Below are 14,733 nucleotides of genomic sequence, written 5' to 3' on the forward strand. Positions count from 1 at the left end.
ATGGGAGTTACTCAATATCATGTAAAAACTTCATCCATTTTTCCATTTCACTAAAACGACCTTTTTTCTTGTACCAGCGGATGGAGTTAATGGTTTGAGCAATAACATACCATTTCATTCTCAAAGATAAATTATCTGTGAGTTCATACCCATACGTGTGTAACCAATTTTTCCAATCTTCCTTTGGAATATACCAATAAAGCAGCATTCCTAAATCAATGGCTGGGTCTGCTATCATCGCTCCATCCCAGTCAATGAGATACAACTGGTTGTCTTCAGAAAGCAGCCAGTTGTTATGATTAACATCACAATGGCATACCACATGTTCTGTTGTTTTTATAAACGGTAGATTATCTTCTAAAAATTGGATATAACGAGTGATATCCTCGTTTTCTTTTAGTTCAGCGTCTATCTCTGCTTTTATGACTGACAATATCATCTCAGGATGAAAAGATGTCTTACCTAGTCTTTTTAGCATCTCTAATAACGGCTTAGAGGTATGAATTTTTTTAAGTAACATTGTCACTCTTTCATCCGTCATATCCGAATGACCAAATTCCCTCCCTATGAGCCATTGCTGAGCAGTAAAAACATCTCCGTTTTCAAATCTTTTTGTCCAAACAAGTTTTGGGACAATTCCTTCTGCTGACAGCACAGCTAAAAACGGAGAAGAATTCCGTTTTAAAAAAAGCTTCTGTCCATTATTTTGTGCAAAAAAGGCTTCGCCTGTTTCTCCACCTGCAGGGGTTATTTCCCAATCTTGCCCTAATAAATGTTCCAAAATTGTTCACCTACTATATATTATGCTCCAAAAAAAAGATGAGAAATTCCTGTTTGAGTCTTTTTTGTCCTAATTTGGTAGGAAGAACAAACAAAAATGGTTATTAGCTATTCATCCATTATAGTAAACTTATACTCATCGTACAGCAATCATTCTTTAACTAGCACATATGTGCCTAAAATTAATGATATAAGAAAAGCGCGAGCGCCTTATTCACTGCCGTATTAACTCCGAAGGCATGTTCTTTCGAAAAAGGAAACACGAAGAGCGATAGCTTTTTCGTGTTGACTTACGCAAAAAAGGTGACCTAAAGTTTGCTAGGCAGTAGGCGCTGGAGCTAGACACCAAATTGACTTTTAGAAAACTTATACTTTCTTAGCTGTAAAAAAGAAAAGGACATAGTATCCATACCATTATACTATGTATCCTAGATTTCCAATCATTTTATATTAAATTTTACCTAAATACATATTTCTTATAGAAAGTTTCTCATTTAAATATTATCTCTTATTTCTTTTTTTAGTCAAGTGAATCTCTAGTTAAAATAATGATTTCCTGGCAAATTTTTTTCAGATTCCATCATTAGGGCACATTACTGCTAAATTTAGAATATTTTAGGAAATCTTTTCAATGTTTCTTTCGATTCATATCATTTGGCAATTATTGTTATACTTACTGGCTTAACGGTTATCCGGTCACCGTGAATGGATGGATAATCCTTCTGAAAAACCATATCGTCATCCACCAAAATGTTCCAATTGTCTTCTGTATAAAATCCTTCTTCAGGAGAATCATTTACATTTATAAATACTATAATTGATTCCCATTCTCCAATTTCTTTTAAATCATGTAAAATATATTGGATTACATCATTCGATTGCTGATTAATTATGAGATGCTTTTGAATAGCTTCCGCTGATTGTAATCGGAAAGCCTTGTTTCTTCTTCTTAGGAAAATTAATCCTTTTATATATTCCACATTGCTTATAAATTGATCCTTTCTATCCCAGTCTAACTGATTAATTTCATCGGGAGATTGATAACTATTTTCCACACCATATTTCGTGCGGAAAAATTCCTGACCCGAATGTATAAAAGGGATTCCCTGGCTAAGAAGGACAAGTGAACTTGCAAGTCGTTGTTTCTTTTGCTTCAACTCTTCTGATTCATTTGAAAAACATATTTCAATTTTATCCCATAGCGTATGATTATCATGAGACTCCACATAATTCACAGATTGACCTGGTTCAAGGAACATTCCATTTTCCTTATAGATACCGATACTCCCAGCTAATAAATCAGGGATGTCGTCTTTATTGAGCTTATTTCCGAGCGCATAGCCTCGATCATATAACTGAAAGGTACTTCCTTTTAGTTTATCTCTAAATTGATCATTAAACTGTCCAATTCTCGGAAGCAAATGCTGGTTTGCAATAATAGCCTTCTTCTCTTGGTTTAAAGGGGTTGCTAAATCCCACCCTTCCCCAATAATTAAGATGCTCTTATCGACACTATCACATACAGTACGAACTTCATTCATCGTTTGGCAATCAAGAATCCCCATTAAATCAAAGCGCAATCCATCAATTTGATATTCTTTTATCCAAAAACGGACAGAATCAACAATGAATCGCCTAACCATCGATCTTTCAGAGGCTATGTCATTACCTACTCCCGTACCGTTTGATGGCATCCCATACTTGTCATAACGGAAGAAATAACCTGGAACAATTTTTTCAAAAGAAGAATCTTCTTTTTTATAAATATGATTATATACGACATCCAATATGACACGAATACCTTGCTCTTGTACTGCATGAATCATTTCTTTAAGTTCGTTAATTCTTACATAAGGATCAATAGGATTTGTCGAATAACTGCCCTCAGGCACGTTATAATGGGAGGGATTGTATCCCCAATTATATTTTTTCAGAACCTCTAGCTCATCAATTTCTTCAAAGTCATGAACAGGGAGAAACTCTATATGTGTAACCCCTAAATCTTTTATATAGGAAAGACCTGATAGCTCGTTTTTTTTCGTTTTTGTATTTAACTCTGTTACTCCTAAATACTTTCCTTTTTGTTGAATTCCACTATCAGGATGAATCGTTAAATCTCTAATATGCGCTTCATATATCACACTATCTAAAGCATGCTCTAGTGCTGGCAAGACCGGCTTATGCCTTTTTGTTTTATTTAAATCTACAATTACCCCTGTTTCTCCATTTACAGAAACTGCAACAGCGTATGGGTCTATTGCTTCTTTCCACTCTAAATTTATAAGTATTAAATAGCTGTAGTACCAGCCTTCCATATCTTCTAGATAGGTTGTTTTCCAAACTCCTTTTTCCTGTCTTTCCATCTCTACAATTCTTCGTTCCTCAATAGATGGATCAGATGATTTAAGTACTAATTTCACTTGTTGTGCAGTAGGTGCCCAAAGATAGAAGATACTTTTTTCGGATGAATAGTTTACACCTAGTGGTCCATCATAATAAAATTCCTCATCAAATGAAGCCGTTCTAATGATTGCACCTATTTGCAAATCCGTTACTCCCTTATTTCCATCCTCTACCTCATATTTTCGGCCGATTTGGATTCTTTCGTATAAGCGACATTTGTACTTTACGAAATGCTGCATTTTTTCCTTCGACTCAATCACAAGATTAATAGGATGTTTATCTCCCTTTAATATAAAGGCAGTAGATTCCCCATTAAAATATGAATAGGGAAGTAGAACAGTTATTAATGACATTTCATCTAAATATGCAAAGAAACTTCTTCTTATCGATATCAAATCCCTCACTCCCTCATCTCTTTTAAAATGCATCTATTCTAATCTTCCCCATTATTTCTTATGATTCCTCTGTATCCCATTCATACCTTCTTTTTGAGTTCGTCAAACCATAATGCAATAAGCTCTCTGCTGCTTTTAATTGAATCGCCTTAATTGGTGAATGATGACTTCTCATTTTTTGAAACCAATCTTCATAGTTTCTTTTTTCGACAATTTTCAGATCATATGGCGCTGATGGAAAATCAATATAACCATTTCGGGTAAGGATTACTTTTTGAACAGGTAATGTAATATCATATTTATCTAAAATACTTTTTACTATTTTTTCTGTTCTATTTAAAGATAGGACAGGGCTAAGTATCTTTTTCTCCTTATCCCCCTTTTTTTTAACCCAAAATTTATCATTCGAACCAACATAAACTGCTGAATTCTCTGCTTCTAACACATGAATACACCAGATATCTGTAGGTGTAATCATAATGGTGTCCAATTCAACGGGAGCATTTTTCAGTTGAAACAATGGTTGATAAAGAACCAAAAAAGTATCCGGAAATCTTTGTAAGTAGTACTTTAGTAGTTCATCATAATAAAGTGTTTTTTTCACTTTTGACATTTCCGTAAGCGTTGAACTAGCCCATTTCAGCTGAAATTCAAATAATTGATTGAGGAATTGCTGTTTTAATTCATCAACTGTTTGTGGACTGCTGTATTGTTTTGCATCGTATTCAAAACTCAAATCATCTTCTTCCGCCAATATTACCTTTTCGCTTACATTTTCTAATTCTACTTCTTCAAACTTGTTTCGATGCCAAATAGTTTTCTTAACTCGTTCAAATAAAGAAGGTTTATCCATTATCCAGTCTTCTTCTAATGGGTTCTCCGGGTAAAATAGACTTCGATCCTTTGTTTCAAATGCTTTTTTTAATCCTAGCCACTTTTGTTTCTTTAAACGAACAAAACGTGATGGATACAAGACAATGTTTTGCTCATAACGTGAAACATAATCTTGCAACTTTATTAACTGCGCCAAGCTTTTTCCCCCTAAATTACAATGTTTCTATTGATCATTAAAGCCATAACTTTTTATTATTTCATATTTAGGCATTCTCTCCATATTGGTTTGAAATAGGTGGATACTGTCAACATTAAAAACCAGATCCTTTGGTAAAAGGAATTCTTTTAGCAGATGCTCCGAAAATAAAGCCTCGGAATCCCATTTTCTTGCTAAGGTAAGATGTGGATGAAATGGCCTAGTTTCTAACTGAAAATCAGCCTGACTACAAATATGAAAGACTTGATTTCTAAGATCAAATAGTTTATTCTCCTCTTCCACCCCTGCCCAGAAAATTCTAGGACTCTCGGAATGACCAAAAACACCTATATGATCAATATGTAGCTTAAAATCGTCACTAGCTATTAACGATTCATCTAAAAGAATTTGTAGCTTTTCTCTTTTTGCATCTGAAGCACTTCCTAAAAACGCAAGAGTAATATGGTAATCGAAAGGATGTACCCATTTTTTAAAAGGGAACCTTAACTGTAACTCTTTACTGATCTTTTCTAATTTGCTTATAACCTGACTATCTGGCTTAACTCCCAGAAAATAATGTGGTTTTGTATTCATATACTTTTTCCTTTAATCTTTATTTATTGCCGTATCGATGATTCGCTTAATCTTTGACTGTATTTCTATTATATAACCTAACGAATTAATTTTAACCGTATCTGTACCTATGTTTTAGAAAATCTATATGATAACTATACCCTATTTTCTTTTGAAAAAGGAAAGGAGCTGTCTCAAGTCCAGCTATTGATCATAACTAGTTTGAAACAACCCCATTTTTTTCTCCTTTACTTAAATTAATTTGCTATCTGTCCGCATTCTCCGATGATTGCATCAACAAACAACCCTTGTAATTTCTTCGTTACTTCTCCTACTTTCCCTTCTTTTACAGGAACATTATTGACAGAAGTTATTGGTGTTACTTCAGAAGTTGTACTGGATAAGAATACTTCATCTGCATCAATTAAATCTTCAATTGAAAATGCTTTTTCCTCTAGTTCCATTCCATTTTCATTACATAATTGAATAATTTTTTGTCTTGTAATTCCATTTAAAATGAATTGATTCGCCTCATGAGTTTGTATCTTTTCCCCATTCACAATCCAAATATTAGAGGAACTACCTTCTGTTACAGATAACTCTCTATACTGAATGCTTTCATAGCAGCCTGCCTCTGCTGCTTTTTGTTTTGCTATTACATTTCCAAGCAAATTTAAACTTTTAATATCACATCTTGACCATCTAATATCTTCAACAGTAATTACAGACACACCATTTTCTAGATTTTCTAATGGTCTTTGCAATAATTTTGTATAAGCCACAAATGTTGGTGTAACATCATCTGTTGGAAAACCATGATTTCTTGGACTTGTTCCTCTTGTGAATTGCATATAAAGGATACCGGTGCTTAATGAATTTTTCGCAATTAACGCTTCTAATAAATTTGTTAATTCTGAGATGGAATAAGAAATAGCTATGCCTATTTTCTCGCTACTTGCAGATAAACGCTCAAGATGTTCTTTCGCCATAAACATTTTACCATTGTACACACGGATTACTTCGTAAATTCCATCGCCAAACTGATACCCTCTGTCTTCTATATCTACTTTTGCTTCTTCTCTTGGTATAAATTCCCCATTCATTAACACCGTACTCATTTTCTCTTCTCCTTTAATATATCTTTATTTAGCTAATTCATAGATAGCTTGTGCATAAATTGCAGTTGCTTTCATTAAATCCTCAATATACATATATTCGTCTTTTTTATGAGCAATGTCTTCTCTTCCTGGAAATAGTGGTCCAAAAGCTACCCCTTTTTCTAGCGACCTAGCATATGTGCCGCCACCTATTGATAATAGTTTTGCTTTATCTCCTGTTTGCTCCTGATAGATTCTGCTCAATGTTTGAATTAATTCAGAGTCCTTTTCTACATAATGTGGTTTGGAATCTGTGAAGTTCTCCAAGCTAAAATCGTGTTCTGTTAGTAATTTCGTTAACTTCTCCTTCGTCTTATCCATATCATTTGTAACAGGGTATCGTACTGTTTGACCAATTTTCCCACCACTGTCTAAATGATATTCCAAAATACCAGCATTTAAGGTAAGTTCCCCTGTAATCTCATCCTCATAATCAATACCAAGTTTTTTTCCTCTAGAATCATTCACAAAGAAGTTTCGCACAAATTGAAAATAATGAGCAGCCTTTTCATCTAATTCTAATTCAACAAGAAAGTTAGCAAGTTTCAAACCTGCATTCACCCCATTATTAGGCTCTAATCCATGTGCGGACACACCCTCTAATTCCAATACTAAATCGCCATTATCAACCAAATATCGTCCAGGTACATTCTCTAGTTTTAAATAATTCTGATAACGCTGAATGACCTCGGTTTGTTCGCCTTCTTTCACTTCCAATACTGCTCGGGCAAAATCCGGGACCATATTATACCTTCTGCCTGATGCAAAGCTTAGAATTTTTACTACTCCTGTATCGCTTGATGTTTTTGAATATTTCTGAACGATATCAAAATCAGAAATCCCTTTTTCTGCAAAAATAATCGGAAAATCAGCATCTGGAGCAAAGCCAATAGTAGGCATACTTTCTTGCTGGAAATAAGTATCCACACATCGCCAATCACTCTCTTCATCTGTTCCAATAATCATTCTTACCTCTTTTGTTAAAGGGAGATGCAATTCTTTCACAATTTTCATTGCATAATAGGCAGCCATTGTAGGACCTTTATCGTCTAATGCTCCTCTTGCGTAAATCTTCCCATCGCGAATCTCTGCCTTGTAAGGATCGCTTGTCCATCCATCTCCCTCTGGAACAACATCCACATGACAGAGAATACCGACACTTTCTGTACCTTCCCCAAAAAGTAAATGTCCAGCAACGTTTTGAACATTCTTGCTGACGAAACCATCTTTTTCTCCAATAGTTAGCATATAGCTTAATGCCTCTTTAACACCTTGTCCAAAAGGTGCATCATCTGTTGCATTTTCTTCGTCTAATACACTTTTAATTTGCAAAAGGCCTTGTAAATCCTCAAGTAAGCTGTCTTTACGATTATGTACTTCATTTAACCAATCAATTGAACTCATGGTTTCCTCCTTGAAAGCTTTTAAATATAGTATAGGAAAAACATATCATAAAACGCTTTATATGAAAAATAAAACCTTTAAATCCATATTTCACTAAATTATCATTAAGTATAGTATACATTTTATCGAAAACAAAGCTATACTATATTTTTATCTAGCATATGGAAGGAATGTATTTAATTGGGATATGTTGAAGATGTAAGAAAGCTAGTTGGCAAAATGCCTATCATTCTTGTTGGTGCAGTAGTAATTCTGTTAGACAAGGAAAATAACATTCTATTACAAGAAAGAAAACATCCAAAAAATGTTTGGGGATTACCTGGTGGCCTTATGGAATTAGGAGAAAGCACAGAGGAAACAGCAAAACGTGAAGTATTCGAAGAAACAGGACTCCAAGTAACAAATCTACAGTTATTATCCGTTTATTCCGGAAAAGACTATTTTGCGATTGCAGCGAACGGGGACCCTTTTTACACAGTAACAACCGCCTATTATACATCTAAATATGAAGGAATGCTCGAGAATGACCAGGAAGAAGCATTCAGCCTTCGATTTTTCCCAATACACAAATTACCACAAAATATGGTCGGCAGCCATCGCAGAATGATAGAGGACTTTAAAAGAATTTAAAGGAGCGTTAACATTTTTCTTTTTAATTCAAGAATGAAAGTTTTAAAGAGATGAATACAAATAGACTCCTTTGAGATTAACGAGGCGGCCACTGAAAAACTGTTAGCTATTGATGATTGAAAGTAACCTCTTTCTAAACTTAGTTGTGGGAATTGTTTTCCGAGGTGACCGCATGACTCACTGGTCGAGCGCAAGCCTCCTCACAACTCAACGTTCCTGCGGGGTCTCGGACTTTCTCGCAGCTCCCATAGGAGTCGAGCGGTCACCTCTCCAAACCAACATATTTTCGCTTTCAAAGCTCAAAATCCTAGTTGAATTATTTAGATTAAACATACTTTTTCAGTGGCCTCGATTAGCGAGACAGGTGAGACTTCACTAGTAATGCGCCGTAGAGCCTTAAGCCGTACCCTGCAAAAAGCAAGTGTATGACAGGCCGCTGTTTATAGGAGCAGTCCCTATTTTTAAAAAAACTTTTCAAAAATCATGTTTACCAATTTAAAAATTCGGGAAAAAATTTAATTACAAACTTTTTGCATTTTTATTCATATCATAATTGCAAATCCCATATGATGAATGTAAGGAAACCCTACAGGGGGTGGTAAATACAGACATAAAAAAGCAAATATTTTGTAAATTAACGCAAATAATGTAGAATATATTAGTAAATAGGGGTACAATATTTATATAGAATTTCATTCTATTGAATTTGTCACTATTTAGCCATTTGAAAAGGGGTTGTCTGTGGAAAAGAAAATTACATACGCTTGAAGAAATTGTTCTTCAAATAAGCTGTCGGTCGCTGGAATTTGCCAAAGGTTTGAAAAAAGGATAGGGAGTGGTTTATTGAAACCTTCAACTAACCGGATGTTAAACCGTATCAAATCCGTCTACATGTTTATTAGTAAGCGTGGAACTGTCACAACACAAGAGCTAGTGGAGGAATTTGGTATTACTCCGCGAACGATTCAAAGAGATTTGAATGTGTTAGCTTATAATGACTTGGTGCAAAGCCCAAGTCGTGGAAAATGGACAACAACTAGAAAAAAAGTGAAAATGACATCCTAAAAAAGAATGAAACAACCGAGATTTTAAACTTGTATAATAAAGCAAACCTCACAATGAATTGCCAGGAAAAGCTATTGCTCTTACTGACTGTCAAAGTGAGGTTTTTGCTGCATATATTCTTTTCATATTGATACCAAGCTCGATTAAATCTTCTAATGCTTAGTCTACAAAGAAAGAAAATTTCATGATTTCCACAAATTATTTATTAATCATTTACTTGATAATTTTGCAATTGTTCTATTTCTTCTTCCGTTAACTCCCGATATTCCCCTAAATCTAGTGTCTCGTCAAGTTCTAATGGTCCCATCGAAACCCTTTTTAAGTAAATGACCTTTTTCCCAACACTTTCAAACATTCTTTTTACTTGATGAAATTTCCCTTCTGAAATGGTTAGCTCGATATCGGAGGTTTCTCCAGATTTTAATACAACGAGGTGTCCTGGTTTTGTAAGATATCCATCATCTAGCACAACACCTTTTTTAAATGCCTCAATATCCGCTTCTCCCACTTCTCCTCTTATAACGGCAAAATAGGTTTTCGGGACATGCTTTTTCGGAGACAGCAATCGATGGGCCAATTTCCCATCATTCGTTAGCAGAAGCAATCCTTCTGTATCCTTATCCAATCTTCCAACAGGAAATGGATTATATACAGAGTCCTCTATTTGCAGAATGTCTATTACCGTTTCTTCCCTCGTATCCTCTGTTGCAGATATCAGCCCTGGAGGTTTATTCATCATTAAATAGATAAACTCCTTATACTCTATTAACTCGTTGTATAAGAATACTTCATCCTTTTCTGGATCCACTTGATATTTTGCATCTTTTATAATCTCATCATTTACTTTCACTGCCTTATTTTTCAGGAGCATTTTCACTTCTTTTCTACTCCCATAGCCCAAATTAGCGAGCATTTTGTCAATTCGCATGTAAACTCAACCTCTATCTATAATTTCAGTTTTTAAAGGCTCCTTGCTTATTTTTTTTCACATTATTTGAAAGCTTGCTTCCTACTGTCTCTACTATATTAAAAAGGAAGTCTTAGCTTTTGTTTTATTCTAAGTGCTTGATCCCCAAATATGCGATAAATCAATTTGGAGCGGAAAGCTAGATAAACATATATAAGAATCCCAAAAGCTGCTACAATTACTAACATTAAAAGGGAAGCTAAAACGGACTCTGTAGATAAGAATAATCGGAGTATTTTATATACAATCGTTGTAACGATATACATAATAATCGAAAATCCGAAAATGAGAATGCTTCTTCGAATAACTATCTTAAATGAATATTGTGCGTATGCTTTTATTACCCCTAAATTAATCAAGATAGATACAGTATATCCTAATGTAGTTGCAAGTATTGCACCGTTTGTTTCCCATCTTTCAATAAAAGGTATATTCAAGCTTAGTTTAATTAAAATCCCCACCAATAAACTTAAGATAGTGAAGCGTTGCTCATTTAACCCCTGTAAGATAGAAGCTGTTACTGGATAAAGGGAAAATAAAATGGCAACAGGCGCATACAATTTTAATACTTCAGCCCCCAAGATAATATCTTCTGTCCCATAAAATAATCGATAAACAGGTTCAGCTAATACAGACAATCCAATACACGCAGGTAAAGTAATAAATAAAAGTACTTGGAAAGTCTGATTTAGATTTGTTGTTAAATCTGAATGGTCTTCTTTAATAAAAGCTCTTGTAATCATTGGAATTAATGCCATCGAAAATCCAGTTGCAAGTGATACTGGGATAATAATAATTTTATGTGTTTGGTAATTAAATATGTTTAAGGCGGTTTCAGAAATGGAACCAAGTCCAATACTACTCATTGCATGGTTAAAGGTAACGGTATCAACTGCTTGAAATAATGGATTAGCCACTCCCACAAAGACAAATGGAGCAGCAGATAAAAGAATTTCTTTATACATAGAACGTAAACGAATATCTGTTTGCGTGCCTTTATCATACAATAAAAGGCTATCATACTCATCTTTGCTTTTTCTCCAATATAATAAAAGCACAGCTAGTCCTCCAATTGCTCCAACAAAGGCAGCAAAAACGGATATACTGACAGCTGTAATCAACTTTCCATTTAATACGAATAGAACAATTGCTGATCCACCAAGCAAGAAAACAATTCGAACAATTTGCTCTATTACTTGTGAAACGGCAGAAGGAGCCATTGCATCATGCCCCTGAAAAAAGCCTCTGATTAAACTCATAAACGGAACGACAATCAACGCAAAGCTAACTGCACGAATAACAGTTGTTACCTGGCCTACGGTTGAAGTTAAATCCTCGTCTGATATAATAAGTTCCGCTAAAAAGGGAGCAGCTGCATATAAAGCTATAAAGGAGAGAATTCCACTTACTAGCATAATCATTAACCCTGACTTAAATAGCTTTCTCCCTACTTGATATTCTCCCATCGCATTATATTTCGAGATAAATTTACTTACAGCCAATGGAATACCAGCTGTTGCAATACTTATTACAATAGTATAAGCTACATAAGAATATTGATATAGCACGGTTCCTTGTTTTCCAACAATCATATTAAATGGTATAACATAAAATAATCCTAACGCTTTGGATATAATCGTCCCAAGTGTTAAAATAAATGTGCCTTTAAGCAATTTTGATGACATATAATCCCTTCCTTAAACGAAGCTCTCTTTAACGTTGCATAAATATGTATTTTACCACGAAAACAGGCAATAAAATATATACGATTAAAAGTAAATATGAACATTTTTTTACACACTATTAGTAGTTTACCCTTTCTTAAAAAGAAACGCTACTTTTAAAAAAGGACAAGTTCCTACTAACGGCTTTCTTCATGATGAATGATTCCATCTGTAAAAAAAGCTTAAATAACATGAACTATTATAGAAATATCGAGTTAAAACGAAAAAACAAGTAAGATTTATGAAATTTCTTCAAGAAAGTAGGATGTAGTATGCAATATGATGTAATCGTGATTGGCGGAGGACCATCAGGATTAATGGCTGCCATTGGAGCAGCAGACCAAAAGGCAAAGGTATTGCTAATTGATAAGGGAAATAAACTCGGCAGAAAGCTAGCTATTTCTGGAGGTGGCCGCTGTAATGTCACAAATAGGCTGCCAATCGAGGAAATCATTAAACATATCCCAGGAAATGGACGTTTTCTCTATAGTGGTTTTTCCGAATTTAATAATGAAGATATTATTGCATTCTTCGAAAACCTTGGAATCGCTTTAAAGGAAGAGGACCATGGAAGAATGTTCCCAATTTCCAATAAAGCACAATCGGTTGTAGATGCCTTATTGGGAGAGCTAGATAGATTAGGTGTAACTATTCAAACAAACTCCCCTGTTAAGACAGTTAATTATCATGAAAATCATACAAAGACAGTGATTTTAGAAAACGGGGAAACAAAAACATGCAAATCGCTTATCATTGCAGTAGGAGGGAAGTCGGTTCCACATACTGGTTCTACAGGTGATGGCTATGCATGGGCAAAAAAAGCTGGTCATACTATCACCGACTTATTTCCAACTGAAGTACCAGTTACCTCCAAAGAAGCATTCATTCAAAATAAAGACTTACAAGGGGTTTCATTAAGAAATGTGGGATTAAGTGTTCTTAATCCAAAAGGAAAACCAATTATTACCCACCAGATGGATATGATCTTTACTCACTTTGGAATAAGTGGACCAGCTGTATTACGCTGCAGTCAATTTGTTGTAAAAGCAAAGAAAAAATGGAATTTAGATGAAGTGAAGGTTTCCATTGACTCTTTCCCTGGTATAAAAGAAGAAAAGCTTTTTCAAGACACGATGGCTTTACTTAAAAACGAACCGAAAAAAGCGATTAAAAATACGTTAAAGGGTCTGTTAATCGAACGATATCTACTATTTTTATTGGAATTAGCAAATATTGATCCAACAGCTACATGTGTAACTGTTTCCCAAGATAAAATTAGACAATTTGTTAGTTTGTGTAAAGAATTTACCTTTGATGTAAATGGAACATTACCGTTGGAAAAGGCGTTTGTAACAGGTGGTGGTGTTTCTATTAAGGAGATTGCGCCCAAAACAATGGAATCCAAATTGATGGAAGGCTTGTTCTTCTGTGGTGAAATACTAGATATTCACGGCTACACTGGAGGATATAATATTACTTCGGCGTTTGTAACAGGTAGATTGGCGGGTGTAAATGCAGCTCTAGTTGCAAAAGGCGTTTAACAAAAAAAGAGTGTGAGACATAAGGTATTCCAGCCAAAGATAGAGCCAAACAATTACACGGAAAATTTCGTATGATTGTTTGGCTTTTTAATTAGCTTGTAAAAAAGCTGTTTCAGTTGTTAGTACCCGCAGCCTGAATGCACTTCGCTTTCCGTGGGGCTCGCGCTCAGCCGCGGTCTGCTTCCGCCTGCAGAGTCTCAGCTTCCTCCCAGGCGCATCGAGTGTCTGTAGCACAATGGAACGAATTAGTTTTTACACATGACTATATTTAAAACCATAAATAATCAGTATGTGAAAATAATCTTTATCTAAGATCTAAATTAGAAATTATCTAATTAGTTTTGTCCCAGCCACTTATTACTTATCCTTTTATGATTTATAGATAATCATCGAGGAAAAGCAATAGATTTGATCCTCTTCATCTTCTTGTATTGCAGCGACATTATACTTAATATCTATCAATTTTTTCTCATCTATTTTCTGTAAAAATTTATTCATCTGTAATTCGAGATCTTTCTCATGCTCTTGATCAAATAGTTTTACTTTAATCATAATTTTTCTCTCCCTATTAATTAGTAGGTTTATTTAAAGGATAGACAAAATTCTTACTATTCAATCAATTGTATTTAATAATTTTTAAATTTCTTTTTGAATCCCTCTATATAAAAAGCTCAAAGATAAGGAAAATTAGCATCCTTCATTCTTTGAGCTTTTTTAGATTATTTTAACTGCCAGCGTTTAAACTGTTTTCCCATGCCAATCTAGCATGCCGCCTTCCATATTTACTACTTTGAATCCTTGGTCTTGTAGATAGTAACATACGTTTTCGCTTCGTCTGCCTGAGCGGCAAATAACGATGTATTCTTTATCCTTTGAAAAGTACTCTAGATTTTCTGGGATGCTATTCATCGGAATATGTTTAGCGCCAGGAATCATTCCTTCTGCTACTTCTTCATCTTCACGAACATCTACTAATTCTAGAGTTTCCTTGTTATTTAGCTTTTCTTCTAATTCTTCCGTTGAAATGGTTTTTATTAAATCCATTCTAATCCCTCCATTAACAC

Annotated in this window: 13 protein-coding genes; 3 read left to right on the forward strand and 10 right to left on the reverse strand. The window is 34.7% G+C overall.

Going from position 1 to position 14,733, the window contains the following annotated elements; genetic code table 11:
• Positions 1–7 precede the first annotated feature (7 nt).
• The 6 genes from AB3U99_RS17555 to pepV all read right to left on the reverse strand — a co-directional run bounded on the left by AB3U99_RS17555 (position 8) and on the right by pepV (position 7,742).
• Positions 8–781, reverse strand: a complete 774-nt coding sequence (locus AB3U99_RS17555; RefSeq protein ID WP_400242848.1) for a phosphotransferase — start codon at positions 779–781, stop codon at positions 8–10.
• A gap of 649 nt (positions 782–1,430) precedes the next feature.
• Entirely contained in the window at positions 1,431–3,587 is a 2,157-nt protein-coding gene (gene pulA / locus AB3U99_RS17560; RefSeq protein WP_400248113.1) for a type I pullulanase, read from the reverse strand.
• Between the two features lie 49 nt (positions 3,588–3,636).
• The gene (locus AB3U99_RS17565; RefSeq protein WP_400242849.1) at positions 3,637–4,608 is read right to left on the reverse strand and encodes a nuclease-related domain-containing protein; all 972 of its coding nucleotides are present in this window, start codon (positions 4,606–4,608) and stop codon (positions 3,637–3,639) included.
• Between the two features lie 27 nt (positions 4,609–4,635).
• Entirely contained in the window at positions 4,636–5,202 is a 567-nt protein-coding gene (gene thpR / locus AB3U99_RS17570) for an RNA 2',3'-cyclic phosphodiesterase (protein ID WP_400242851.1), read from the reverse strand.
• 236 nt (positions 5,203–5,438) lie between these two features.
• A complete protein-coding gene (gene dat / locus AB3U99_RS17575; protein ID WP_400242852.1) occupies positions 5,439–6,299 on the reverse strand; it encodes a D-amino-acid transaminase in 861 nt (286 codons plus the stop codon).
• 24 nt (positions 6,300–6,323) lie between these two features.
• On the reverse strand, positions 6,324–7,742 hold the full coding sequence (gene pepV, locus AB3U99_RS17580; RefSeq protein WP_400242854.1) for a dipeptidase PepV: 1,419 nt from the start codon (positions 7,740–7,742) through the stop codon (positions 6,324–6,326).
• A gap of 180 nt (positions 7,743–7,922) precedes the next feature.
• Between pepV and AB3U99_RS17585 the strand changes: the two genes are divergently transcribed.
• A complete protein-coding gene (locus AB3U99_RS17585) occupies positions 7,923–8,372 on the forward strand; it encodes an NUDIX hydrolase (protein ID WP_400242855.1) in 450 nt (149 codons plus the stop codon).
• An 843-nt stretch (positions 8,373–9,215) separates the two neighbouring features.
• Positions 9,216–9,437, forward strand: coding sequence for a DeoR family transcriptional regulator (locus AB3U99_RS17590; protein WP_016202849.1), 222 nt, complete (start codon positions 9,216–9,218; stop codon positions 9,435–9,437).
• A 205-nt stretch (positions 9,438–9,642) separates the two neighbouring features.
• Here AB3U99_RS17590 and AB3U99_RS17595 read toward each other — a convergent pair whose 3' ends face one another.
• Positions 9,643–10,365 (reverse strand): pseudouridine synthase, encoded by a 723-nt coding sequence (locus tag AB3U99_RS17595; RefSeq protein WP_400242857.1) that lies wholly within the window; start codon positions 10,363–10,365, stop codon positions 9,643–9,645.
• A 98-nt stretch (positions 10,366–10,463) separates the two neighbouring features.
• Positions 10,464–12,089: an oligosaccharide flippase family protein gene (locus AB3U99_RS17600; RefSeq protein ID WP_400242859.1), complete on the reverse strand. Its 1,626-nt coding sequence runs from the start codon at positions 12,087–12,089 to the stop codon at positions 10,464–10,466.
• 311 nt (positions 12,090–12,400) lie between these two features.
• Here AB3U99_RS17600 and AB3U99_RS17605 point away from each other — a divergent pair, with 311 nt between their 5' ends.
• Positions 12,401–13,669, forward strand: a complete 1,269-nt coding sequence (locus AB3U99_RS17605; protein ID WP_400242861.1) for an NAD(P)/FAD-dependent oxidoreductase — start codon at positions 12,401–12,403, stop codon at positions 13,667–13,669.
• A 369-nt stretch (positions 13,670–14,038) separates the two neighbouring features.
• Here AB3U99_RS17605 and AB3U99_RS17610 read toward each other — a convergent pair whose 3' ends face one another.
• Both AB3U99_RS17610 and AB3U99_RS17615 read right to left on the reverse strand, forming a co-directional pair.
• Positions 14,039–14,221, reverse strand: a complete 183-nt coding sequence (locus AB3U99_RS17610) for a sporulation protein Cse60 (protein ID WP_031540494.1) — start codon at positions 14,219–14,221, stop codon at positions 14,039–14,041.
• 186 nt (positions 14,222–14,407) lie between these two features.
• Positions 14,408–14,713, reverse strand: a complete 306-nt coding sequence (locus AB3U99_RS17615; protein ID WP_400242863.1) for a rhodanese-like domain-containing protein — start codon at positions 14,711–14,713, stop codon at positions 14,408–14,410.
• Positions 14,714–14,733 lie beyond the last annotated feature (20 nt).

It is taken from the genome of Niallia tiangongensis, assembly GCF_044704065.1.
GTDB lineage: Bacteria > Bacillota > Bacilli > Bacillales > Cytobacillaceae > Niallia > Niallia tiangongensis.